The sequence below is a fragment of the Pseudomonas sp. FG98 genome (assembly GCF_057808595.1).
The window spans coordinates 1-24,912 of sequence record NZ_JBMDIJ010000058.1 but is presented as its reverse complement, the minus strand read 5'-3'; the positions used below and the strand labels follow the sequence as shown (position 1 = coordinate 24,912).

General features: G+C 65.0%; 13 protein-coding genes and 1 pseudogene. 6 read left to right on the top strand and 8 right to left on the bottom strand.

The genetic code is table 11. The annotated features are described in order from the left end of the window. Positions 1-25 precede the first annotated feature (25 nt). Entirely contained in the window at positions 26-5,440 is a 5,415-nt protein-coding gene (locus ACODSK_RS24430) for an NEL-type E3 ubiquitin ligase domain-containing protein (protein WP_489019660.1), read from the bottom strand. A gap of 295 nt (positions 5,441-5,735) precedes the next feature. Next, on the bottom strand, positions 5,736-11,180 hold the full coding sequence (locus ACODSK_RS24425; protein WP_489019659.1) for an NEL-type E3 ubiquitin ligase domain-containing protein: 5,445 nt from the start codon (positions 11,178-11,180) through the stop codon (positions 5,736-5,738). A gap of 314 nt (positions 11,181-11,494) precedes the next feature. On the opposite strand from ACODSK_RS24425, the pseudogene ACODSK_RS24420 reads away from it, so the two are divergent. From ACODSK_RS24420 to ACODSK_RS24410, 3 genes and pseudogenes are all read left to right on the top strand, one after another. Beyond that, positions 11,495-12,496: pseudogene (locus ACODSK_RS24420) on the top strand (branched-chain amino acid aminotransferase); the annotation flags it as partial. A 78-nt stretch (positions 12,497-12,574) separates the two neighbouring features. Then, positions 12,575-13,255: a response regulator transcription factor gene (locus ACODSK_RS24415; protein WP_489019668.1), complete on the top strand. Its 681-nt coding sequence runs from the start codon at positions 12,575-12,577 to the stop codon at positions 13,253-13,255. Then, on the top strand, positions 13,233-14,615 hold the full coding sequence (locus tag ACODSK_RS24410) for a sensor histidine kinase (protein WP_489019658.1): 1,383 nt from the start codon (positions 13,233-13,235) through the stop codon (positions 14,613-14,615). Before ACODSK_RS24415 ends, ACODSK_RS24410 begins: the two co-directional genes overlap by 23 nt. A gap of 115 nt (positions 14,616-14,730) precedes the next feature. Here ACODSK_RS24410 and cysS read toward each other — a convergent pair whose 3' ends face one another. Continuing rightward, complete coding sequence (gene cysS, locus ACODSK_RS24405) at positions 14,731-16,113, bottom strand: cysteine--tRNA ligase (RefSeq protein ID WP_489019657.1); 1,383 nt, start codon at positions 16,111-16,113, stop codon at positions 14,731-14,733. A 9-nt stretch (positions 16,114-16,122) separates the two neighbouring features. Further along, the gene (locus tag ACODSK_RS24400; protein ID WP_489019656.1) at positions 16,123-17,820 is read right to left on the bottom strand and encodes a glutamine--tRNA ligase/YqeY domain fusion protein; all 1,698 of its coding nucleotides are present in this window, start codon (positions 17,818-17,820) and stop codon (positions 16,123-16,125) included. Positions 17,821-18,057: 237 nt separating this feature from the next. On the opposite strand from ACODSK_RS24400, the gene ACODSK_RS24395 reads away from it, so the two are divergent. The 3 genes from ACODSK_RS24395 to ACODSK_RS24385 all read left to right on the top strand — a co-directional run bounded on the left by ACODSK_RS24395 (position 18,058) and on the right by ACODSK_RS24385 (position 19,984). Then, positions 18,058-18,558 (top strand): peptidylprolyl isomerase, encoded by a 501-nt coding sequence (locus ACODSK_RS24395; protein WP_489019655.1) that lies wholly within the window; start codon positions 18,058-18,060, stop codon positions 18,556-18,558. Further along, the gene (locus ACODSK_RS24390; protein WP_489019654.1) at positions 18,555-19,280 is read left to right on the top strand and encodes a UDP-2,3-diacylglucosamine diphosphatase; all 726 of its coding nucleotides are present in this window, start codon (positions 18,555-18,557) and stop codon (positions 19,278-19,280) included. Before ACODSK_RS24395 ends, ACODSK_RS24390 begins: the two co-directional genes overlap by 4 nt. 431 nt (positions 19,281-19,711) lie before the next feature. After that, positions 19,712-19,984, top strand: a complete 273-nt coding sequence (locus ACODSK_RS24385; RefSeq protein ID WP_489019653.1) for a hypothetical protein — start codon at positions 19,712-19,714, stop codon at positions 19,982-19,984. 54 nt (positions 19,985-20,038) lie between these two features. Here ACODSK_RS24385 and ACODSK_RS24380 read toward each other — a convergent pair whose 3' ends face one another. From ACODSK_RS24380 to ACODSK_RS24365, 4 genes are read right to left on the bottom strand one after another with little or no spacing between them, the layout of a single operon-like run. Further along, a complete protein-coding gene (locus ACODSK_RS24380) occupies positions 20,039-21,568 on the bottom strand; it encodes a DHA2 family efflux MFS transporter permease subunit (protein WP_489019652.1) in 1,530 nt (509 codons plus the stop codon). Next, positions 21,565-22,758, bottom strand: a complete 1,194-nt coding sequence (locus tag ACODSK_RS24375) for an EmrA/EmrK family multidrug efflux transporter periplasmic adaptor subunit (RefSeq protein ID WP_489019651.1) — start codon at positions 22,756-22,758, stop codon at positions 21,565-21,567. The genes ACODSK_RS24380 and ACODSK_RS24375 overlap by 4 nt, the downstream gene beginning before the upstream one ends. A 16-nt stretch (positions 22,759-22,774) precedes the next feature. Then, positions 22,775-24,253: an efflux transporter outer membrane subunit gene (locus tag ACODSK_RS24370; RefSeq protein ID WP_489019650.1), complete on the bottom strand. Its 1,479-nt coding sequence runs from the start codon at positions 24,251-24,253 to the stop codon at positions 22,775-22,777. Next, positions 24,250-24,723 (bottom strand): MarR family winged helix-turn-helix transcriptional regulator, encoded by a 474-nt coding sequence (locus tag ACODSK_RS24365; RefSeq protein ID WP_489019649.1) that lies wholly within the window; start codon positions 24,721-24,723, stop codon positions 24,250-24,252. Before ACODSK_RS24365 ends, ACODSK_RS24370 begins: the two co-directional genes overlap by 4 nt. Positions 24,724-24,912: the final 189 nt, after the last annotated feature.

The window sequence follows — 24,912 nt, the reverse complement described above, 5'->3', positions numbered from 1 at the left end:
GCCCTGACCCGTACCTGGATGCGCCTCAGGGCCTGGCCAGCGACTGCTGGAAGGTCAGGCTTTCAAGCAGTGCCTGTTCATCGCCCTTGTACTTGTCCTCCAGCGCCTTGATCCGCGTTGCCATCTGCTCGGCGGCTTCTCCCGGGGACAGCTCGGTCGCCGCAAGCACCTCGGTTTCATAGGCATCCTTCAGCGTCTTGAAGCTCTCCGAGAAGGCGTCGCGCAAATACGCGACCCAGAAATCGCACTGCGCACCGAAGCGCCCCAGTGCCGGGCCGGCCTCCTCGCTCAACACCTTGTTCAACGCCCCGTTCAGCTCACCCTGGGACACATTGGCCACGCTGTGATACAGCATCGACCGTGGCGGCAGCGGCAACTCCAGTTGCGCCGCCCAACGCAAACGGTAGGCCAGGCGTACTTCCGCCTCGTCACGGGCCCTGACCTGATCGCGGGCCACCCGGTCCAGGGCGTTGACGCGGAACATCCCGCGCATCAGGCGAAACAGTGCCGGACCACGGTTGCTCTCGTCGATCTGGCGCAATGCCTGGCGGATGTAGACCTGCAACTCCATCTGGTTGAACTCCAGGCGGATACCGTCGGGGCAGGTCTCCTGGTTATGCAGTTGTTGCAGCGGCTCCTGGGCCATGCCGTTCAGCGCCTGGCGCAGTTCGACGTCCTGGTCTACCGCCAGCAGGACGTTCCAGACCCGCTCCACCAGCTCTGCGCGGCTGCCCAGGTTCCGGTAGTCGGCGCTGTGGCGCAGCCGCGCGATCAGTTCGAGCAGGGTCCCGGCATCGCCCGCCGCCAGCAACCGCTGATGCACCGCCAGGTTGCGCGCATCCTGCACGGCGTCGCCGGTGGTCCAGGGGTTGCCGACCTCCTCTTCCAGCCACTCGTCCTCCTCCGCCGAACCGCCCTCGGAATCCGAAGAGTGAGCCTCCGGCCACATCTCGAGGATGTCCTCGGGGAAGTCCATGGTGAAGCTGTAGGGGCGGTTGTAATGCTGGGAGGTATGCAGCTGGATCATGGTCTCCCTGGGCAGGGGATTGTTGTACAACGATATCTCCACTGCGCCGTCCGGTATGCGGTGGTTGTCGAGGAGATACTGCGGCAGCGCGGTCAGCTGGTTGTCGTCGAGGTTGAGCTGCTCGGTGCCGTTGGGCAGCATGGCGTCGAGCCATTCGGGCCAGGTGGAAATGCCCATCTGGGCCAGGCCGAGGAAACTCAGGTGACGCTGGTTGAAGCCGGACATATCGGTAATCGGGCCCAGGCGGTTGCCGTCGAGTTGCAGCGAGGCCAGGCGCGGAATCCGCGCCAGCACCGCCATGGCCGCCTGGTCGATGGTCAGTCCCATGCGCACCAGCGCCACTTCACGCAGTCCGGGCAGCTCGGTGAGGAACTCGGGCACGTTGGCCAGTACCGGCCGGCCATCCACCAGCGACAGCTCGATCAAGTGGGGGAACTGCCTGACGAAGCGCGACAGCGTGGCGCGGTTGCCGGCGAAACGGGTCAGGTCCAGGCGGGTCACCCGCTCGTGGAAGAACCTCGGCAGACGGCTGGGGAAATCACCCAGCGCCAGATCCTCCAGGCTCAGCATGGCCACGCCACCACCACGCAGGTCCTCGCGCCAGTAGGCCATCAGGATCTTGGCGATGCGCTGGCGATAAGCCGCGTGCTCCGCCCCTGGTACGGAAGATCCCTGCACCGGCTCCCGGGCCCAGACACGGAAGGCATCCTGCAACTGCCGGGCCTCGACGACACGACTGTCCAGTTCGGCCTCGATCGCCGGCGACGCGCCCAGGTCGAAGGTGAAGCGCCGGTGCAAGCGCTCGGCCAGATGGGCATCGAGCAGGGCCTGGTAGTGCAGGCGGTTGCCCAGCAGGATGATTTTGGTCGGGGTTTCCCCGGCCTCGGTGATATTCAGCAGGCTGGCCGGCACTTCGCTCAGGCGATTACCCAGCAACGACACCTCGCCGATACGCGCCAGCGCATCGTTGTGCAACCAGACGGGCCAGCTCTCCAGGCCGAGCCAGTCGAGGCCCAGGTACTCCAGGGTCATGCCGTCCAAAGCCGACTCGCCCATGTCCATGGTGTTCATCGCCCGCAGGTCGAGCCAGCGCAGTTCCGCCAGGCTAGCCAGGGTGCGCATGTCCTGGTGGGTGATGATCGTGCGCAACTCGCGCAGGCCCAACGCCCGCAGCCGCGGCCAGGCACGCACCAGCATCGGCGCTAGGCCGCGCCCCCACTCGCCACGGTGGATATCCAGCTTGCTCAGGTTGGGAAAGCGCCGCGCCAGTGCCTGCACGCGATGTTCATCGATGATCACCTGGTGCGGCGCTCCCTCCTGGTAGATCACGTCGTCCAGCAACAGCGAGTGCACCCGTTCGCGGAAGAACGCCGGCAACTGCTCGGGCAGGTCCGCCAGTTGCACCTGGAACAGGATCAAGCGCGACGCCGGCTGCCCCAGTTCGGGCAGGATGCTGCGCCGCCAGTGCTCCCACAGCGCCAGGCCAATGCGCTCGCGGCTGTGCTGGCGGCGCAGGCTGAGGTTTTCCCCGGCAGACTCCAGGGACCAGCGGTCCAGGCTTTGGCGCAGCGCCTGCATCTCGTCGAGCAGGCCATTCAGGCGCACATTGATCGCCGCCCGATCCAGGCCGCGGCGATAGAGGGCCGCCAGTACGTCTTCGACATGAACATCTTCCAGTTCGAGGATGCGCAGCTTGTCCAGCAGTTCGTCCTCGGTGAAGAAGGCCTGCCCATTGCCGCTGAGGGGCAGGCCGATGCGTCCGTCGGCGAGGCGCATGGGCGAGCGGAACGCCGGCTTGATCGCCGGCATGCCCAGCCACTCGCGCAGGCGCTGACGCGGGGCCAGGCGTTGCGCCTGCAGCTTGCGCCACAGGCTGGCGGCGTCGGCAAACTCGAGACGCTCGCGGTAGGCGCTGGGGATGTTGTCGAACAGCGCCTGGCAAAACTCCCCGGGCAACTGCCGATCCCAGATCACCCCGAGTTCCGGCTCCTCGCCTTCACCGATCCCCGCCAGCCGCGGTCCTTCGATCCAGCCGTCGTACAGGCCCATGCGCAATGACTTGGGCCAGTCCGGCAGGGTTTCGAGGGAGTGGAGCATCAGCCGCGCGCTGTCGAGGCTGATTTCGCGGTCCAGGTACAGGCCTTCGCAGGCCCGGGCAATGCGCACCTGCTGTTGGTAGAGGCGTGCTTCGTCAGCCAGGCGCAGGGGGATCCGGGTGGTTCGGGTCAGTTCATCGACCTCGGCCGCCGTGGCGGCGCCGACGATCTCTTCGACGATGACATTGGGCAAGCTGGCGAAGCTGCGTTGCAGCACCTGCCCTGGGCGCGACAGCGGCGCCTGTGCGGCCTGGTAGTCGGCGGCGAAGGTCTCGGGGCCGGAGGTACGTGCCAGGGCGAGGCGGCGCAGGGTATCGGTCAGCAGCGCCGGTGGGCGCTGGCGCTCGACCAGGGTCTGGCGCAATTCCGACTCGCGGATACCGCTGATGCGCAAGGCCTGTCGGGCCATATCCTCGGAAACGCTGGCTTCGAGCGGCCCTTGCCGGCGGAACAGTTCCTGGCCACGCCATTGCTCCGGGGTGTCCAGTTCGTGCAGCCAGCCGCCGTTGCCGTTGGGACGCACCGAGGGCTCATAGGCCCCGGCGCGGGTGGGATGCTCCAGACGATAGCCCTCCTCGCCGAGCAGGCTGCGCACCGAGTAGTGGTGACCGTCGAGGACCAGCCACTGGCGCCCCTGGAAGGCGTACAGGCCGTTGGCATCCGCCTGCAACCCGGCTGGCAGGCGGATTTCGTAGGCGAAAGGCGACAGGTCCGGCTTCCATAGACGCACGCTGCCATCCGCCAGGCTGACCGGGCGCATGCTGCGCACCGCCACGGGCAACTCCCCGGCGAAACGGTGTGCCGCAGCCCCCGCGGCGCCCAGCGCAGCGATGATCACCAGGTTTTCCGCGACATCCATGAAGTAGCCCCAGGCCTGCTCGCGCTCGCCCTTGGCCAGGCTGTCGAAGCCCTCGTAGGCCTCGTAGCCGAGCAGCGCCGCATTGACCGCCAGCATCACCTCGCCCAATCCCGGCACGACGAAGGCCGCTGCGTTGAGCAGGTTGAAACCGAGGCCGAGGAAGTAATCGATCTTGTCCTGGGTCGACTTGTGATCCTGCGCCGCCGTAGGCACCGCGTGAAACAGGCCATCATCCCTGAACACCTGCATGGCGCGCTGGAACAGCACGTTGAACAGCGGCGTGGCGAACGCCTGCTTGCTCAGGTGCAAGGCTGCGTTGGGGTCGAAGCGCTCGTCGTACCAGCCGCCCGGATTCCACACCTTGGGATAAAGGGTGCGCTGGATGCGCTGCAGCAGGTTCGCCTGCTCCCGGGCCGGGACGAAGCGCAGGAAGTAGCTGCGCCACGCGGGACGGGTCAGGCGCTCGCGCAGCGAGGCATGGAATGCCTGCAGGTGATCGAACACCTGCACGGGCTGTTCGGGTTCATCCGGCATGTAGACCACCAGACGGCCAGGACGGAAGAACAGCACGATGCCAGTCAGTTGCACCTCCCACAGGCTCAGCACGCTGCGCTCGAGATCACCACTGGCCCGGCCGTTCTTCGCTACTTCCAGCAGTTCTTCGTAGCAGGCCTGGTCGATGCACGATTGCAGACGGGCCAGGTGCAGGGCCAGGCGAAAATTCGATTGTTCGAGCAGTTTGAAGCGTGCCTGGCGATTGATCGCTGCGGCCTCTGCACTTTCTCCTGCGGCGGGTTCGGGCTGGAACAGTTGCTCGATCAGGCGCTGGTAACGGCCGCCCAGATCAAGGCTACGGCACAGCGCGGCAAAGCGTTCGGGCGCCAGGTCGAGGGTGCGGGTCGGTTGCGTGGCAAGCCCGCTATCGCTGACGAAGATGCTTGACGCACGGAGCTCGTCGCGCAGGCCGCCGTCCTGTGCCTCGAACGCCTCGAAGTTCTGCAGCGCACAAAGCAGCAGCGACTGGGTCCCGGCCTTTACCGCCTGGAAGGCCCTGACTGCGGGGTCGCTGGTAGTGATATGGGCTTCGGCAATGCGGGCGCGCACGGCGTTGAACAGAAATGTGTGGCGCACATCGAGGTCAAGGCCAAGGCTGTTCTTCAGGGCATCGCGCAGCAATGGCTCGGCAAAGGCCTCGGCGCTCGGCACCTCGGCGAGAAAACCGCTCACTGCGCGGGTATGGAACTGATGCCGGGCGTACTCGTCCTGAAGGGCCGCGAGCACCTCCGGCAAGTTGCTCCTGGCCGCCTCCAGCCAGGGCATCGGTGCCGGCAAGGCAGCGCGCAAGGCCTGGCGCTGCGGCGCCGGAGCGTCCAGGAAATGCCGAGGCACACGCTGGCTGACGGTCTGGTAGTGGATATCGGGTTCTGCGTTTTTTTCGACAGCGGGGATAGCGGCCATGGGCACGCCCTCTCGTCCTTGAATGGGGCGTTCAGGCTAATGAGGCCAGGCCGGGTTTTGAAAAGGGTTGGGGTTCCCGGTTGTCAGTCCGTGTGGAGCATCGCTGGCAAGCCAGCTCCCACAGGTTTTGTGTCAGGCCTGGACCATGCGACCGGCCCGGAACCCTGTGGGAGCCGGCTTGCCGGCGATGAGGCCAGCAGGAACAAGGATGTTGTCAGACCGGACGCCATCGCTGGCAAGCCAGCTCCCACAGTGACCGCGCCGGACGCAGATTCCATGCCCAGGAGCAACCCGATCAATCCCCAACCATGGAACGCTCCAGGGTCAGCCGTTCGAGCAGCACCCGCTCATCAAGCTTGAACTGCTCCTCCAGTGCCCGCACCCGCGCCGCCGATTGCTCGGGGGTGTCGTCGGGATAGGCATCGATGACCCCGAGCACCGCCGCCTCGTACCCGTCCTTGATCACCTTGAAGCGCTCGGCATAGGTCTCGCGCAGGTAAGCCACCCAGAAATCGCAATCCGCAGCGAAGCTCAGCAGCCCCGGCCCGGCTTCGTCCAGTTGCAACTGGGTGAAGGCCTGGTCCAGCTCACCCGGGGCGATGTCGGCCACCCGGCGGTACAGCATGCTGCGCGGTGGCAATGGCAGCTCCAGTTGCTCGGCCCAGCGCAGGCGGTAGGCCAGGCGCACTTCGGCCTCGTCACGCTGGCCGGCCCGTTCCCGGGCAATGCTGTCCAGGCGCTGCGAGCGAAACAGGCTGCGCATCAGGCGGAACAGCGCCGGCCCACGATTTTCCTCGGGGAGCGTGCGCAGGGCCCGACGGGTATTGACCAGCAGCTCCATCTGGTTGAACTCGAGCCGGATGCCATCGGCACAAGTGTCATGATCGTGGACCTGCTGCAACGGCTCCACCGCCATGCCATTCAGGGCCTGGCGCAGTTCGGCATCCTCGGCGGCAGCCTCGAGCACCACCCAGACCCGGTTCACCAGCTCAAGACGGGTACTCGCGGTACGGTAGTCGGCGCTATGGCGCAGGTACGCGACCAGCGCCATCAGCGAACTGGCCTCGGGATCGCTCGAGAGCCGGGCCCAGAGGCCTTCATGCCGGGCATCCTCCTCCACATCACCGGTTTCCCAGGTGACGGCCGGCTCTTCATCCGACATCAGGACCTCGTCGGTCTCCTCGGTGCCGTCGCTTTCGGAGTCCGAGGTGTGCTCCTCGCGCCCCATAGCGAGGATGTCCCTCGGCACATCCATGGTGAAGGTGTAGGGACGACCGAAATGCTGCGAGGTGTGGGCACGGATCAGCGTTTCCCGGGTCAGCGGATTGCCATGCAGCGAGATTTCCACCGCGCCGGTCTCGGAGCGGCGGTTTTCCAGGAGGAAATTCGGCAATTCGCTGAGCCGGTTATCGTCCAGCCCGAGCAGTTCCACACCATTGGGCAGCATCCGCTCCAGCCATGCCGGCCAGTGGGTGATGCCCATCCGCCCCAGTCCAAGGAAGCCGAGGAAGCGCTCGTCGAACATCGACACATCATTGATCTGGCCCAGCGCATTACCGTCCAGTTGCAGCGAAGACAGCGCCGGCATCCGGCCGAACGCTTCCATGGCTGCCTGGTCGATGGTCATGCCCATGCGCACCAGCGACAGGTCGCGCAGATGGACCAGACGGGTGAGAAACTCCGGCACCTGGGCCAACCCCGGCTGTCCGGTCGACAACGACAGTTCGAGCAATTGCGGGAACTGGCTGACGAAACGCTCCAGGGTCGGCAGTTGGGCATCGAAGCGGACCAGTTCCAGACGGCGAACCCGCGAGGCAAAGAACCCCGGCAGATTGCCCGGAAAATCGGCAAGGACCAGATCTTCCAGTTGCAGGCGCGCGGCCCCGGTAGTGCGCAGCGTGGTGCGCCAGTAATTCAGCAGCGCCGTGGTGATGCGCTGCCGATAGGCACTGTGCTCGGGCGCCAGGGGCATGGCCGCTTCGACCGGCTCGATCCACGCCTGCAAGGTTGCATGCAGCCTGACCCGCTCTTCCACGCGCTGGTTCAGCTCGTCATCGAGGGCCGGGGACAGGTCCAGGCCGAAGATATAGCGCCCGCGGAAGCGCTCGGAAAGGCGCATGTCGAGCAGCGCCTGGTAGGTGAAGTGATTGCCCTGCAAGGCAATGCGCATCGGCCTTCCCACGGGTATCGGGTCATCCAGGATCAGGCTCGGCATCTCGCTCAAGCGGTTGCCCACCATGGACAGCTCGCCGATCCGGTCCAATGCCAGGTTGTCCAGCCAGTGCGGCCAGACTTCAAGATCGAGCCAATCGAGGCCCAGGTAATCCAGGTGGAAGCCGTTGAGCGCGGTAATCGGCATGTTGTGCAAGCGGCTGCCGCGCAGTTCCAGCCAGCGCAGGCTGGGCAATTCAGTCAGCACATGGAGGTCCTGGTGACTGATCAGCCGGGCCTGCTCGCGCAGTCCGAGGGTGGTCAGCCGTGGCCAGGCGTCGGCGATCATCTGCGTCAGTCCCGCGCTCCATTCGCCGCTGCGGATATCCAGGGTGTTCAGGAGCGGAAACTCTTCGGCGAGCGCCTGCACCGCAGACTCGCCAATCAACCGCCCATACTGCGCACCTTCGCTGAGGATCACATCGTCCAGCAGCATCGCCCGGACCTGGTCGCGGAAGAAACCGGGCAGTTGCACCGGCAGGTCCGCCAACTGCACCTGGGACAACACCAGGGCCTGCCGCTCGCGCCCCAGCTCCGGGAACAGATTGCGCCGCCAGTGGTGCCACAGGGCGGCACCGATACGCTCGCGGCTGCGCTGGCGCGTCTCGCTGAGGTTTTCCCGGGAGGATTCCAGGTTCCAGTGATCCATCCGCGCGCGCAGTTGCAGCATCTCGTCGAGCAGCCGATCCAGACGGGCATTGATCGCCAGGCGATCCAGCCCGGCGCGGTAGAGCCCGCGCAGGACGTCCTCGACATACAGGTCGTCCAGTTCGAGCATACGCAGCTTGTCGAGCAACTCGTCCTCGGTGAAGAACGGGTTGCCGCGGCCACTGAGGGGATAGCCGAGGCGCCCGTCCGCTAGGCGCATGGGCGAGCGAAACGCGGGCTTGAGCGCCGGCATGCCGAGCCACTCGCGCAACTGGCGGCGCGTCGGCAACGGCTGCTCTTGCAGACTGCGCCAGAGCGCGGCGCCATCGTCCACCTTGAGTTGGGCCCGGGTCGCTGGCGCGAGGGCATCGAGCAGCGCCTGGCAAAAGGTACTGGGCGCCTGTCCGCGCCAGATCACCACGGCACCACCCTCGCCGCCCGCCAGCAGCCGTCCAGCGGACGAACCTTCGTACAAGCCGACCGCCTGCCCGGCCGGCCACTCGGGCAAGGCCTGCATCCCGTGCAGCAGCAGGCGCGCGCTGTCGAGGCCGGCAGCGCCTTCCAGGTACAGGCCTTCACAGGCGCGGGCGATGCGCACTTGCTGCAAATAGACCCGCGCCTCTTCGGCCAGGCGCTGCGGAACGCGGCCAGCCACGGCCATTTCGTCCAGTTCATGACTGTTCGCCGAGCCGAGGATTTCCTCGATGACCAGGTTCGGCAGACCGCCGAACTGACGCTTGAACCATTGTCCGGCGCCGGACAGGCGCGGCTGCTGATTGTCGTAGGCGGAGGCGAACGCCTCGCTCGATTCGCCGAGGCTTTCGGCCAGGGACAGGCGGCGCAGGGTGTCGGTCAGCAGTGCCGGCGGACGCCGGCTGTTGACCAGGGTATGGCGCAGCTCCGCCTCGCTGACACCACTGATACGCAGGGCGCGCAACGCCATGCTTTCGGAGATGGCCGCCTCGCGATGGCCCTGGCGCGCGAACAGCTGCATGCCACGCCATTGCTCGGGCGTGTCGGCTTCGTGCAGCCAGCCGCCATTGCCGTTGTGACGCACGCTCGGCTCGTAGGCCCATGGCCGCTCGGGGTGCTCCAGCACGTAGCCGTGCTCGCCGACCAGCAAGGTGCGCACCGAGTAGTAGCGCCCCTCCAGCTTCAGCCAGTCGCGTCCGCCATGGCTGTACAGGCCGTTGTCGCCGGGTTGCAGCCCGGCCGGCAGGTCGATGTCGTAGGCGAACGGCGCCAGGTCCGGCTTCCACAGGCGCACGCTGCCATCGCCAAGGGTCACCGGACGCATGCCGCGCACCGCCAGCGGCAGGTTGCCGGTGAAGCGCCGGGCTGCAGCACCCGCCGCGCCCATCGCCCCGATCAGCGCGAGGTTTTCCGCAACGTCGAGGAAATAGCCCCAGGCTTGTTCCCGCTCGTCACGGGCCAGGCTGTCGAAGCCTTCGTAGACCTCGTAGCCGAGCATCGCGGCATTGACCACCAGCATTACCTCGCCCAGCCCCGGCACCACGAAGGCGGCAAGGTTGAGCACGTTGAAGCCGACCCCGAGGAAATACTCGAGCTTGTCCTGCGCCGATTTGTGATCCTCCTCAGCGGTCGGCACCGCATGGAACAAGCCATCGTCCTTGAGCACCTGGATCCTGCGTTGCAACAGGGTCTCGAACAGCGGCGTGGAGAAGGCGCGCTTGCCTATTCGCAGCAGGGCATTGTCATTGGCTCGTTCCTCGTACCAGCCGCCCTCGTTCCAGACTTTCGGGTAGAGGGTGCGCTGGATGTGCTGCAGCAACCGCTCGCGCTGGCGCGCCGGAATGAATCGCTGGAAGTACTTGCGCCATGCCGGGTCCTGCAGGCGCTGGCGCAGCGAGCGGTGGAAGTCGCGCACGGAATGGAATTCCTCGAACGGCTGGCGCGGCTCGTCCGGCATGTACACCACCAGGCGCTCCAGCTCCGGCATATCGGCATGCTGGCGCAGGAACATGACGATGCCGTTCAGTTCCACATCCCACAGGCGCAGTACCGCCCGTTCGAGGGGCACTGCGGTCTTCTGGTTGTTGCCCAGCGCCAGCAGGTCCTGGTACATGTCCTCGCCAATCCACGACTGCAGCCAGGCCAGGTGCAGGTTGAGGCGAAAGCTCGACTGGTCGAACAGCTTGAACCAGGCCTGGCGATGGGCCGCTGCCGAGTCGACGCTTTCACCCGCCCCGGGCTGGGGCTTGAACGTCGCCTCGATCAGGCGCTGGTAGCGACCTCCAAGGTCCAGCTCGCGGCACAGGGCGGCGAACCGCTCGGGCACGAGGTCGATATCACGGCCGGGCTGCGCCGCCGATCCGCTCTCGCTGATGAACACCTGGGACGGCCTGCGCTCGTCCCGCAAGCCATCCGGCGCGGCCTCGAAGGCTTCGAAGTTCTGCAGGGCAGCCTGCAACAGCGACTGGGTCGCCACCTTCACGATCTGGAACGCCCACACCACCGGGTCACCCTCGCCGATATGCGCTTCTGCCGCCCTGGCGCGCACGGCGTTGAACAGAAAGGTGTGGCGCACATCCAGATCCATACCGAAGGTACTTTTCAGCGCCGCGCGCAACAGCGGCTCGGCGAAGGCCTCGGCATCGGGCAACTGCGCAAGAAAGCCCTGCACCGTCCGCCCCAGTTGCAGATGGCGCTGGTGCTCGTCGCGCAGGGTCTGCAGCGCATCGGGCAGGTTGACGCTGGCATCGGCCAGCCAGGGAATCCGTGTCGGCGCCGTGGCGCGCAGGGCCGCGCGTTCCTCCGCGCTGGCGTCCACCAGCCATTGCGGCACGCGCTGGCTGACGGTCTGGTAGTGCACATCCACTTCATCGGTGGCGGTCGTTGCTGCTTCCTGTATCTCGGCCATGCCGAATACCTCTCGTCCATGAATCGGGCATTCAGGCTAAAGGCGGGCTGGTCCATTAAAAATGGCAAATTACTCATCGAAAAAGCGCGATTTCGATCAGAACTTCAAACCTGAAAAAGTCCTATCTACCACCCCGCCGGGAAAATTCCGCGCCACCACGACCGCGGGTCGGCTGCTACGAACGGACGACGAATTGTCCCGGCGAATCTGCCGACAGGCGTTTCCGATCTGCACGGGATGTATTATCGTGAGCCCCTTGCGCGCGAAGCGCGGCCTGTACCGCACAGGCATTTGCCAAATCGATCGAGGGTGTCATGAGTAACGAAATCAACTGGGACAAGCTGGGCTTCGACTACATCAAGACCGACAAGCGCTACCTGTCCGTATGGCGCAACGGCGAGTGGGACGCGGGCACCCTGACCGAAGACAACGTCCTGCACATCAGCGAAGGCTCCACTGCCCTGCACTACGGCCAGCAATGCTTCGAAGGCCTCAAGGCCTATCGCTGCAAGGACGGCTCGATCAACCTGTTCCGCCCCGACCAGAACGCCGCGCGCATGGCCCGCAGCTGCGCCCGCCTGCTGATGCCGCAAGTACCGACCGAAGCCTTCGTCGAAGCCTGCAAGCAAGTGGTCAAGGCCAACGAGCGCTTCGTTCCGCCGTACGGCAAGGGAGCCCTGTACCTGCGTCCGTTCGTGATCGGCACGGGTGACAACATCGGCGTGCGCACCGCGCCGGAGTTCATCTTCTCGGTCTTCGCCATCCCTGTCGGCTCGTACTTCAAGGGCGGCATGACCCCGCACAACTTCATCATCTCCGACTTCGACCGCGCCGCACCGCAAGGCACCGGCGCCGCCAAGGTCGGCGGCAACTACGCGGCCAGCCTGATGCCAGGCTACGACGCCAAGAAAGCCGGCTTCGCCGACGCCATCTACCTCGACCCGCTGACCCACAGCAAGATCGAGGAAGTGGGTTCGGCCAACTTCTTCGGCATCACCGCCGACAACGAATTCATCACCCCGAAATCCGCTTCCGTGCTGCCGGGCATCACCCGCCTGTCGCTGATGGAACTGGCCGCCTCGCGCCTGGGCCTGACGGTCATCGAGGGCGACGTACTGATCGACGAGATCGGCAAGTTCAAGGAAGCCGGCGCCTGCGGCACCGCCGCGGTGATCACCCCGATCGGCGGCATCCAGTACAACGGCAAGCTGCACGTGTTCCACAGCGAAACCGAAGTCGGCCCGGTCACCAAGAAGCTCTACGCCGAACTGACCGGCATCCAGAGCGGTGACGTCGAGGCTCCGGCGGCTTTTTTGCAAGATGAATTTCCTTTAATCAGGGGCTTGCCTATTCTTTGGCACAATCCAGTTTCCACACGCCGCCCAGGTAAAAGCATGCCCCGCGTACTGACTATCGAAGACGATGCCGTCACCGGCCAGGAAATCGTCGCCGAACTTTCCAGCCACGGCCTCGAGGTCGATTGGGTCGACAACGGCCGCGAAGGCCTGGCCCGCGCCATCGCCGGCGGCTACGACCTGATCACCGTCGACCGCATGCTGCCCGAGGTCGATGGCCTGACCATCGTCACCACCCTGCGCAACCTGAAGATCGCCACGCCGATCCTGATGATCAGCGCCCTGTCGGATGTCGACGAACGGGTCCGCGGCCTGCGCGCCGGTGGCGACGACTACCTGACCAAGCCGTTCGCCTCGGACGAGATGGCCGCCCGGGTCGAGGTGCTGCTGCGCCGCAACAGCGTGCCGATGACCCAGACCCGCCTGACGGTCGCCGACCTCGAGCTGGACCTGATCAGCCACGAGGCACGCCGCGGCGAGCAATCCCTGAACCTGTTGCCGACCGAGTACAAGCTGCTGGAATTCCTCATGCGCCATTCCGGCCAGGTGATCACCCGGATGATGATTTTCGAGGAGGTCTGGGGCTATCACTTCGATCCGGGCACCAACCTGATCGATGTGCATATCGGCCGCCTGCGCAAGAAGATCGACGCGCCCGGCCAGACGCCGCTGATTCGCACCGTGCGAGGCTCCGGCTATGCCATTGCCGAACCCGCATAAAGGCTGGAGCTCGTCCACCAGCCGCCTGCTGGCGCTGTACAGTTTTCTCTTTGTGGCCTGGAGCAGCATCCTGATGGGGGTGCTGTACTTCGAGGTGTCCAGCTACCTGAACAAGCTCACCCGCCACTCGCTGCTGCAACGCCAGCACCTGTTTTCCCATATGAGCGGCAAGCAGCTGGACGATGCCTTGATCGCCAGCCAGGCCTTCGAGGACCGCAGTTTCGACGCCTACGGCCTGTTCGATGCGCAGTTCAATCCGCTGGGTGGGCAGATCCGCCAGATGCCGCCAGGGCTAGGCCTGGATGGACGTGTGCATGAGCTAAGCCGCTGCCTCGACGCCGACGATCCGCGCATGCCGGCGGACAGCTGCGATGGCGTGGCGCTGAAGGTCCCCGATGGTCGCTGGCTGGTGCTGGTACGGGACAACGGCTCGCTGTTCGTGGTCACCCGGATCATTCTCCATGCCCTGCTCTGGGGCCTGTCGCTGACCATCATTCCCGGGATCGCCGGTTGGTACTGGCTACGGCGCAGACCGCTGAAGCGCATCCGGGCGATCCAGGCCACTGCCGAGCAGATCGTCGCCGGCGACCTGACCCGGCGCCTGCCGCTGTCGCAGCGACGTGACGAACTGGACATGCTTGCCGCCATCGTCAACGCCATGCTCGACCGCATCGAGCGGCTGATGCATGAGGTCAAGGGCGTCTGCGACAACATTGCCCACGACCTGCGCACCCCGCTCACCCGCCTGCGCGCCCAGCTTTATCGCATTCGCCAGCAGGCCGGCGACGATGCGCCGCAGGCCGAGGCGATGGAACAGGCGATCGCCGAGACCGACACCCTGATGGCGCGTTTCCGCGGCCTGTTGCGTATCAGCGAACTGGAGGATCGCCAGCGTCGGGCGGGCTTCGTCGAGCTGGCACCCAGGGCGTTGCTCGAAGAGCTGCACGATTTCTACCTGCCACTGGCCGAAGACGGCGAAATAGCCCTGGGCCTGAACATGAGCGAGCCACTGCCCGCCCTGTTCGGCGACCATGAACTGCTGTTCGAAGCCCTGGCCAACCTGATGGGCAATGCCATCAAGTTCACTCCGGCGGGCGGCCGGGTGCGGATCAGCGCCCGCAGTGATGACGACGGGGTGCATATCGCGGTGGAAGACAGTGGACCGGGGATTCCGGCGGAGGAACGCGAGACGGTATTGAAGCGCTTCTATCGCAGCGAGGAAGGCCACAAGCATGCCGGGTTCGGGCTGGGACTATCGATCGTCGCGGCGATCGTCGACCTGCATGGGTTCGGGCTTGAGGTGGGGGAAAGCGAGCTGGGTGGGGCTCGTCTGGTGATGCACTGCCGGGGGCAGGTGTAAAAGGCTGATGGCCTCATCGCTGGCAATGCCAGCTCCCACAGGTACCGCGTACACCGCAGAACCTTGTGGGAGCCGGCGTTGCCGGCGATGAGGCCATCACTGGCAACACAAGACTTCAGTCAGCCAAGCGCCAGGTGGTCTCGCCCTTCTTGTCTTCCAGCACCACGCCCATGGCCGCGATCTGGTCGCGAATCCGGTCGGATTCGGCCCAGTTCTTCTCGGCCCGCGCCTGCAGGCGCGCCTGGATCAGCGCTTCGACTTCAGCCGCATCGACCTTGCCTTCGGCACCGGCACGGAGGAACTCATCGGCCTCCAGCTGCAGTACACCGAGCAGACCACCCAGCTCGCGCAGACGCCCGGCCAGGCCCGCTGCCGCTTGTGCATCGCTGTCGCGCAGGCGGTTGATCTCGCGTACCAGGTCGAACAGCACGGCACAGGCTTCCGGAGTACCGAAGTCGTCGTTCATCGCCGCGGCAAAGCGCTCGACGAATTCCTCGCCACCCTGCGGCGCCACCAGCGGCAGGCCACGCAAGGCGTGGTAGAAGCGCTCCAGCGCGCCTTTCGAATCGCGCAGGCTGTCTTCGGAGTAGTTGATGGCGCTGCGGTAGTGGCTGGATACCAGCAGGTAGCGCACCACCTCCGGGTGATACTTGTCGAGCACGTCGCGGATAGTGAAGAAGTTGTTCAGCGACTTCGACATCTTCTCGCCGTTGATACGGATCATCCCGCAGTGCATCCACGAATTGGCGTACTGCTTGCCGGTCGCGGCCTCGCTCTGGGCGATCTCGTTCTCGTGATGCGGGAACTCCAGGTCGCTACCGCCACCGTGGATGTCGAAGCTCTCGCCCAGGCAGCAGGTGGACATCACCGAGCACTCGATGTGCCAGCCCGGACGGCCTGGCCCCCACGGCGACTCCCAGCTCGGCTCGCCCGGCTTGACGCCTTTCCACAGGACGAAGTCCAGTGGGTCCTGCTTGGCCTCGTCGACCTCGATCCGCGCACCGATGCGCAGGTCTTCGATCTTCTTGCGCGACAGCTTGCCGTAGCCGACGAACTTGCCGACCCGGTAGTACACGTCGCCGTTGCCCGGTGCGTAGGCGTAGCCCTTGTCGATCAGGGTCTGGATCATCGCGTGCATGCCGGGGATATGGTCGGTGGCACGCGGTTCCAGGTCCGGCGGCAGGATGTTCAGGCGGCGCTCGTCCTCGTGCATCGCGTCGATCATCCGCGCGGTGAGGGCGTCGAAGGTCTCGCCGTTCTCGTTGGCCCGGTTGATGATCTTGTCATCGATGTCGGTGATGTTGCGCACGTAGGTCAGGTCGTAGCCGCTGTAACGCAGCCAGCGGGTGACCAGGTCGAAGGCGACCATGCTGCGGCCGTGGCCGAGGTGGCAGAAGTCGTACACGGTCATGCCGCACACGTACATGCGCACCTTGTTGCCTTCCAGCGGCTTGAATACTTCCTTGGTCTTGCTCAGCGTGTTGTAGATGGTAAGCACGAAATTTCCTCAGCTGCCCCAGGAGTCACGCAGGGACACGGTGCGGTTGAATACCGGTTGGCCTGGACGGGAATCTTTCAGGTCGGCGCAGAAGTAGCCTTCGCGTTCGAACTGGAAGCGGTCTTCAGGCTGGGCGTTGCCCAGCGACGGCTCGGCACGACAACCGGTGAGCACCTGCAGCGAATCAGGGTTGATGTTGTCGAGGAAGCTGCCGCCCTCTTCGGCCTTCTCCGGATTGGCGGCGCGGAACAGACGGTCGTACAGGCGCACTTCGCACTCGACGCTGCCCTCGGCCGGGACCCAGTGGATCACGCCCTTGACCTTGCGGCCTTCCGGGTTCTTGCCCAGGGTGTCCGGGTCGTACGAGCAGCGCAGCTCGACGATGTTGCCTTCGGCATCCTTGATCGCCTCGTCGGCACGGATCACGTAGCTGCCGCGCAGGCGTACTTCACCAGCCGGTTCCAGGCGCTTGTAGCCCTTCGGTGGCTCTTCCATGAAGTCGTCGCGATCGATGTACAGCTCGCGGGCGAACGGCAGGACGCGCACGCCCATGTCTTCCTTCGGATGGCGCGGCAGTTCGAGCTGCTCGACCTGGCCTTCCGGGTAGTTGGTGATGACCACCTTCAGCGGACGCAGCACGCACATGGCGCGCGGTGCGGTGCGGTCGAGGTCGTCACGGATGCTGAACTCGAGCATGGACATGTCGACCACGCCGTCGGAACGGTTGGTGCCGATCATTTCGCAGAAGTTGCGGATCGACGCCGGGGTGTAGCCGCGGCGGCGGAAGCCGGACAGGGTCGACATGCGCGGATCGTCCCAGCCGGTGACGTGCTGCTCGTCGACCAGTTGCTTGAGCTTGCGCTTGCTGGTGATGGTGTAGTTCAGGTTGAGGCGGCTGAACTCGTACTGGCGCGGTTTGCACGGCACCGGCAGGTTGTCGAGGAACCACTCGTACAGCGGACGATGGCCTTCGAACTCCAGGGTGCAGATCGAGTGGGTGATGCCCTCGATGGCGTCCGACTGACCGTGGGTGAAGTCGTAGTTCGGGTAGATGCACCACTTGTCACCGGTCTGGTGGTGGTGGGCATGGCGGATGCGGTAGAGGATCGGGTCGCGCAGGTTCATGTTCGGCGAAGCCATGTCGATCTTCGCCCGCAGGACGCGCTCGCCGTCCTTGAACTCGCCGGCTTTCATGCGTGCGAACAGGTCGAGGTTCTCTTCGACGCTACGCTCGCGGAACGGGCTGTTCTTGCCCGGCTCGGTCAGGTTGCCGCGGTACTCCTTGGCTTGTTCCGGGGTCAGGTCGCAGACGTAGGCGTTGCCCGACTTGATCAGGTCGACGGCCCAGGCGTGCAACTGGTCGAAGTATTCCGAGGCATAGCGCACCGGACCGGTCCACTCGAAGCCCAGCCACTTGACGTCTTCCTGGATGGCGTCGATGTACTCCTGGTCCTCTTTGGCCGGGTTGGTGTCATCGAAGCGCAGGTGGCAGGCACCGCCGAATTCCTTGGCCAGGCCGAAGTTCACGCAGATCGACTTGGCATGGCCGATATGCAGGTAACCGTTGGGCTCTGGGGGGAAACGGGTGACGATGCTGCTGTGCTTGCCCGCATCCAGGTCGGCCTGCACGATCGGGCGCAGGAAATTCACGGGAACGGCGGGCGCGCCTTTGGCGGCATTGGGAGCGGTGTCGGTGGGCTTGCTCATAGGATCCTTGGAAGTCCGGTCTGCGGCGCGGGTAGGCCGCGTGAAACAAAGCGCTTATCATAGCCGAAGCCGTCGCGCCGCCGACAGCACCGCACCGACAAACCGGCGCTAATATGCGTGGCGTACGGAAAAAAATCCCTGCGATAAACGTATCGCCGTTGCCGAAGCGGGCGTCAGGGTCAAATACGTGCGACGCACACCTTCTTTCCCACATGCCTTGAGAGAGCGAATTCCAGCATGGCCAAAGTCAAACTGAGCACCAACCACGGTGACATCGTCCTGCAACTGGACGCCGAAAAAGCCCCGCAGACCGTGGAAAACTTCGTCCAGTACGTCAAGGACGGCCACTACGACGGCACCATCTTCCACCGCGTGATCAAGGGTTTCATGATCCAGGGCGGCGGCTTCGACACCAACATGAGCCAGAAGAAGACCCGCGCCAGCATCCAGAACGAAGCTGACAACGGCCTGCCGAACAAGAAGTACTCGATCGCCATGGCCCGTACCATGGAGCCGCATTCGGCTTCGGCGCAATTCTTCATCAACGGCACCGACAACGGCTTCCTCAACCACAGCGGCAAGAACGTGCAGGGCTGGGGCTACGCGGTGTTCGGCGAAGTGACCGAAGGCCAGGAAGTGGTCGATGCCATCGAGAAGGTCGCCACCGGCTCCAAGGCTGGCCACCAGGACGTACCGAAGGACGACGTGATCATCGAGAAAGCCGAGATCATTGAGTGATACTGCTGATCTCCGATCTGCACCTGCAAGAAGAACGCCCGGACATTACCCGGGCGTTTCTTGATCTGCTGGCGACCCGCGCCCGGGATGCACAGGCCCTGTACATCCTCGGCGACTTCTTCGAAGCCTGGATCGGCGACGACGGCATGACGCCGTTCCAGCAGTCGATCTGCCGGGCCCTGCGCGAACTCAGCGACGGCGGCACCCGGGTGTTCCTGATGCACGGCAACCGCGACTTCCTTATCGGCCAGGCGTTCTGCAAGGCCGCCGGCTGCACCCTGCTCAAGGACCCGAGCGTGGTCGAGATGGGTGGCGAAGCGGTGCTGCTGATGCACGGCGACAGCCTGTGCACCCGCGACGAAGCCTATATGAAGCTGCGCCGCTACCTGCGCAATCCGCTGAGCCTGTGGATCCTCCGCCATCTGCCGCTGGCGACCCGGCGCAAGCTGGCGCGCAAGCTGCGCAGCGAAAGCAAGGCGCAGACGCGCATGAAGGCCAACGACATCATCGACGTCACCGCCGAGGAAGTCCCACGGCTGATGCAGCGCCATGGCGTTCGCACCCTGGTCCACGGCCACACCCACCGGCCGGCCATCCACAAGCTCAGCCTCGAAGACGGCAGTGCCGGGCGGCGCATCGTGCTGGGGGATTGGGACAAGCAAGGCTGGGCGTTGCAGGTGGATGAACAGGGTTTCCAGTTGAGCCCGTTCGAATTCGCCTGATTCCTGGCAGTACTCCCCTGCATAAGCATGCACTTCTCCTCTGCGGGAGATTCTCTGGTGGCCGGCAAGCAGATTGATGCTGTGGCTGCTGGCCTCATCGTCGGCAAGCCGACTCCCACAGGGTTCCGGGTCAGCCAAAGTATTTGTGCTCGGCGCGGTTCCTGTGGGAGCTGGCTTGCCAGCGATGACCGACCAGACGACATCATTGCCCTTGCCGGCATCCCTGTGACACTTCCGTGAATAGCCAATCACCTACATAACGAATGGTTTCTATCCGACAGACGCCAGCTTTGCCAATGATATCGTATGGCCATTATGTGAACTGGATCACAGATGAACAACACGAACATGGATGCCGGAAACCATTGAAATAGACGGGGCGTAGTCCGAAAAGCCAGACGAGTAGGAACTTTTATATGGAGATAAAACGCATGAGCTCTCAACAAGTTGGTGGCTGGACTCCTCTGCACGCACTCAGCCCTCAAGAGGAACAGATCTTCGCTGCGGCCACCGAGCGACTGATCGGCGCCGAATACCAACCACTGGAAGTCCGCTCCCAGGTCGTCAACGGCACCAACTACCAGTACGTGGCCAACCAGTCCATCCCGGGCTTCAGCGCTATCCGTCGCGTGCTCGTGGAGATCTACGCACCAATCAGCGGCGAACCGATCATCACCGGTATCAAGCCACTGCTGCTCGATTAAGTGACGCCGCCCCCGGACGCATGGATCGCGCGCCCGGGGGTTCCCGCCTTCCTCTCAATGCCCGCCCGAAGCCGGCCCCGCCTTCGCCGCAAACGGCGGTTTGGCCAGCCACACCAGCAAGATCAACCCCGCGAACACCCAGCCCATCAGCGTGAAGTAATCCACCGTCGACATCATGTACGCCTGGCTGCTGAGCATCTGCTCCAGTTGCCGGTACGACGCGCCCCCTGCCCCACCCAATTGATGCAGCGCCTCACGGGTCGCCGGATCGTAGGTGCTGATGCTTTCGCTGAGATAGGCGTGATGCTGGTCGGCCCGGCGAATCCAGATCCAGGTGGTCAGCGACGCCGCGAAGCTGCCGCCCAGGGTACGCAGGAAGGTCGCCAGCCCGGAGCCATCGGCAATCTGATGGGGCGGCAGGTCCGAGAGCAGGATGCTCAGGGTCGGCATGAAGAACAGCGCCACGCCAATGCCCATGAACAACTGCACCATCGCCACATGCTGGAAGTCCACCTCATGGGTGAAGCCGGCGCGCATGAAGCAGCTCAGGCCGATCGCCAGGAACGCCAGCCCGGCCAGCAGGCGCAGGTCGAAGCGGTGCGCGTACTTGCCGACGAAAGGCGACATCAACACCGGCAACAAGCCGATCGGCGCCACCGCCAGGCCGGCCCAGGTCGCCGTGTAGCCCATCTGCGTCTGCAGCCATTGCGGCAGGATCAGGTTGATGCCGAAGAAACCGGCATAACCGCCCACCAGTACGATGGTGCCGATGCGGAAGTTGCGGTGGACGAACAGCTTGAGGTTGACCACCGGGTGCTTGTCGGTCAGTTCCCAGATGATGAACACGGCGATGAACACCACCGAGATCAGGCTGCCGACGATGATGAAGTTCGATTCGAACCAGTCCAGGTCGTTGCCCTTGTCGAGGACGATCTGCAAGGCGCCGACACCGATGATCAGGCTGAGCAGACCGATATAGTCCATCGGCTGGCGACTGGTCTGTACCGGCCGGGTGCGCATCTGCTGGCGGACCACGGCGGCAGCGAACAGGCCGATCGGGATATTGATGAAGAAGATCCACGGCCAGCTGTAGCTGTCGGTGATCCAGCCACCGAGGATCGGCCCGGCAATCGGCGCCACCACCGTGACCATCGCCAATAGGGCCAGGGCCATCCCCCGTTTCGCCGGGGGATAGACGGCGATCAGCAGGGTCTGGGTCATCGGGTACAAGGGCCCGGCCACCACGCCTTGCAAGACCCGGAAGCCCACCAGCTCCGGCATCGACTGGGAAATCCCGCAGAGAAACGAGGCCAGCACGAACAGCAGGGTCGCCCAGATGAACAGCTTGACCTCGCCGAAGCGCCGGCTCAGCCAGCCGGTCAGCGGCAAGGCAATGGCGTTGCTCACCGCAAACGAGGTGATGACCCAGGTGCCCTGCTCCGAACTCACCCCGAGGTTGCCGGAAATGGTCGGCAGCGCCACGTTGGCAATGGTGGTGTCGAGCACCTGCATGAAGGTCGCCAGGGACAGGCCGACCGTGGTCAGCAGCAGGCTCGGCGGGGTGAACGAGGCCTGGTTGCTCATCGCTGTGCCGTCTTGTCGCTGGCGCTGTTGTCGTGGATCAGCCGGGCGATCAGGGTGTCGGCCTCGGCCAGTTGGCGGTCATACACCTGGGTGGCGAAACTGGCCTTCTGCGGTGGCTGCTGGGCCAGCACCGGACCGCTCTGGTCGTGCAGGTCGACGTCGACAATGGTCGACAGGCCGATGCGCAGCGGATGCTTGGCCAGTTGCTCGGGGTTGATATGCACCCGCACCGGCACACGCTGGACGATCTTGATCCAGTTACCGGTGGCGTTCTGTGCCGGCAGCAGGGCGAAGGCGCTGCCGGTACCGGCGCCGAGGCTGTCGATGGTGCCGCTGTATTTCACTTCGCTGCCGTAGAGGTCGGTGCTGATCTCCACCGGCTGGCCGATGCGCATGTTGCGCAGTTGGGTTTCCTTGAAGTTGGCGTCGATCCACAGTTGGTCGAGAGGGATCACCGCCATGGTCGCGGTACCGGGCTCCAGGCGCTGGCCCAATTGCACGGTGCGCTTGGCCACATAACCGGTGACCGGCGCCACCAGGGTGGTACGGGCGTTGCTCAGGTAGGCCTGGCGCAGCTCGGCGGCGGCGGCCTGGACTTCCGGATGGGACGAAACCACGGTGTCGTCCACCAGTGCGGTGGTGGTGTTGAGTTGCTGCTGGGCATTGCTCAGGGCGCTCTGCGCCGAGGCCAGGTCGTCACGGGCATGGGACAGCTCTTCCTGGGAAATCGCCCCGCCGGCAGCCAGGGTCTTGCGCCGGTTGTAGTTTTCCTGGGCCTTTTGCAGCTCGGCCTTGCGCGCCGCGACCTGGGCCTTCTGCCCGTCGACATTGCTGTACAGCCCGCGCACCTGGCGCACCGCCCGGGCCAGCTTGGCCTCGGCGGCCTGCAGGCCGACCTCGGCATCGCTCGGGTCGAAGCGGATCAGCTCCTGGCCAGCGTGCACCAGGTCGCCGTCGTCGGCGCCGATGCTGACCACGGTGCCGCTGACCAGCGGGGTGATTTCCACCACGTTGCCATTGACGTAGGCGTCGTCGGTGCTTTCGCTCCAGCGCCCGTACAGCTCGTGCCAGGCCCAGGTGCCGGCGCCGAGGGCGGCGACGATGAGCACCAGGCCGATCAGCCAGGTCTTGCGTTTGCGCTGGTTGTTGACGTCCTGCTCGTTGACGGCAGTGTCCGTTGGGTTAGCCATGACGAATACCTTGACGTTATGGGTGACGAGGCGCCGGCGACGGGTTCGCGGCGTGCTGTTGGGGTGCGGCGTCGGCCTGGAAGCCACCACCAAGGGCCTGCATCAGCAGGATCGAGCGGTCGATGCGCTCGGCGTTGAGCTGCGCCAGTTGACGCTGGGCCTGCAGCAATTGCTGCTCGATGCTCAGCACATCGAGGAAGTTGCCGATGCCGGCGCCGTAGCGCTGCATCACCGTGTCGTAGGACTGCTGGGCGATATCGGCGGCGCGCTGCTTGGCCGCGACCTGCTCGCCGAGGGCGTGCAACTGGTCGATGCTGTCGCTCACCTCTCCGAGGGCATTGACCAGGCTCTTGTTGTACTGGGCCACCGCCAGGTCGTAGTCGGCGTCGCGGGCGTCGAGATCGGCACGCAGGCGACCGCCGTCGAAGATCGGCAGCGAGATGGTCGGAGCGATATTGAAGAAGCGGCTTGGCGCCCCGAAGATCGCGTCCCCCAGCAGGGCCTGGGTGCCAGCAGCAGCGGTCAGGTTGAGGTTGGGGTAGAAGCGGGTCTTGCTGGCGTCGATGGACTTGCCCGCCGCCTCGACCCGCCAGCGCGCGGCCACCAGATCGGGGCGACGGCCGAGCAGTTCGGCGGGCAACACCGATGGCAGCGCCACCGCCCCCGGCTTGAGCACCGCCGGGCGGGCGATCTCGCGGGCGCGATCCGGGCCTTTGCCGAGCAGCACGGCCAGGGTGATCTGCGCGCTGCGCAGCTGTTTGGCGGCGTCGATCGCCTGTTCTTCCGAACTGGCGGCGAGGCTTTCGGTCTGCTGCAACTGATAGTCGCTGTCGATCCCGGCCTGCAGGCGGCGCTTGCCCAGGTCGAGCATTTGCCGGGTGCGCTTGAGGTCTTCCTGGGTCAGGTCGTTGACGATATAGGCCTGGCCGAGCTGGCTGTAGGCCCGGGCCACATCGGCGGCCAGGGTCAGGCTGGCGGCCTGGCGATCGACCTCGGCGGCACGGGCCTGGCCCAGGGCGGCCTCCCAGGCGTCACGCTGGCCGCCCCAGAGATCGAAGTTGTAGCTGAAGTCGAGGCTCAGGTTGCGCGAGGTCGAATAGCGCCCGCCCTGCCCCGATGGATCCTGGGTACGGTCCAGGCGCGCACGACTGACACTGGCATTGGCATCCAGGGTCGGCATGCGCTCGGCATCGGCGGCCAGGGCCGCAGCGCTGGCCTGGTGAGCGCGAGCGCTGGCGATCTGCATGTCCGGGCTGTCGCGCAGGGCTTCGCCGATCAGGCCGTCCAGTTGTGGATCGCCAAGGCTGCGCCACCAGTCGCTTTTCGGCCAGGCGGCCGGCGACAGGGTGACGCCAGCGAGGGTCTTGCCGGCTTGCAGTTCGGCGGCGGACAGGCGCTTGCCGGAGGTGGACAGACCTTCATAGCTGGCACATCCGGCCAGGCTCAAGGCCAGCGCCAGCAGGCTCAGGCTGGTACGCAAGGTGGTCTTGTTCATTTGTCGCCCACCCGCAACAGGGTCAAGGCATCGCCGGCATTGACCAGCACCTTGGTCAGGATCGCGGTGAGGGTGGCCAGTTCTGCGGGATCAAGGGTGCCGACCAGCTCGTTCATTGCCGCCGCGCCGATATGCGGCAGGCGGTCGGCCAGTTGGCGACCACCGTCGGTCAGGCCGACGCGGATCTGGCGACGGTCTTGCGGGCAGCGGCTGCGGGCGATCAGGTCTTTCTGCTCGAGGCGATCGAGCATGCGCGTCATCGAGCCGCTGTCCAGGCCAAGGTAGCGGCACAGGTCGGCCGGGGTATCGACGGCGAACTGGGCAATGATGATCAACACCTTGAACTGCGCGGCGGTGACGTCGTGATCCTGCAGATGGCTGTCGAGGATGCGGTCCTTGACCAGCGCGGCGCGACCGAGAAGCAGGCCGATGGTGCAGGTCTGGAAATTTTCCGGGGTGAAATGCTGCATGTGGGGAGAACCCTGCTTAGGCAGTAATGTAAGCAAATATGTCTGCTTAGGCAATCATTGTCCAGGCATTTATTAGCTTGCTTTCTATTTTGGCGATGAAAGGCTGAGTGGAAGAGTCAGGATCAGGAAGGCAACGCGGGCCTTGTGGGAGCGGGTTTACCGGGACGCCGGACCGCCGCGATGACGGTG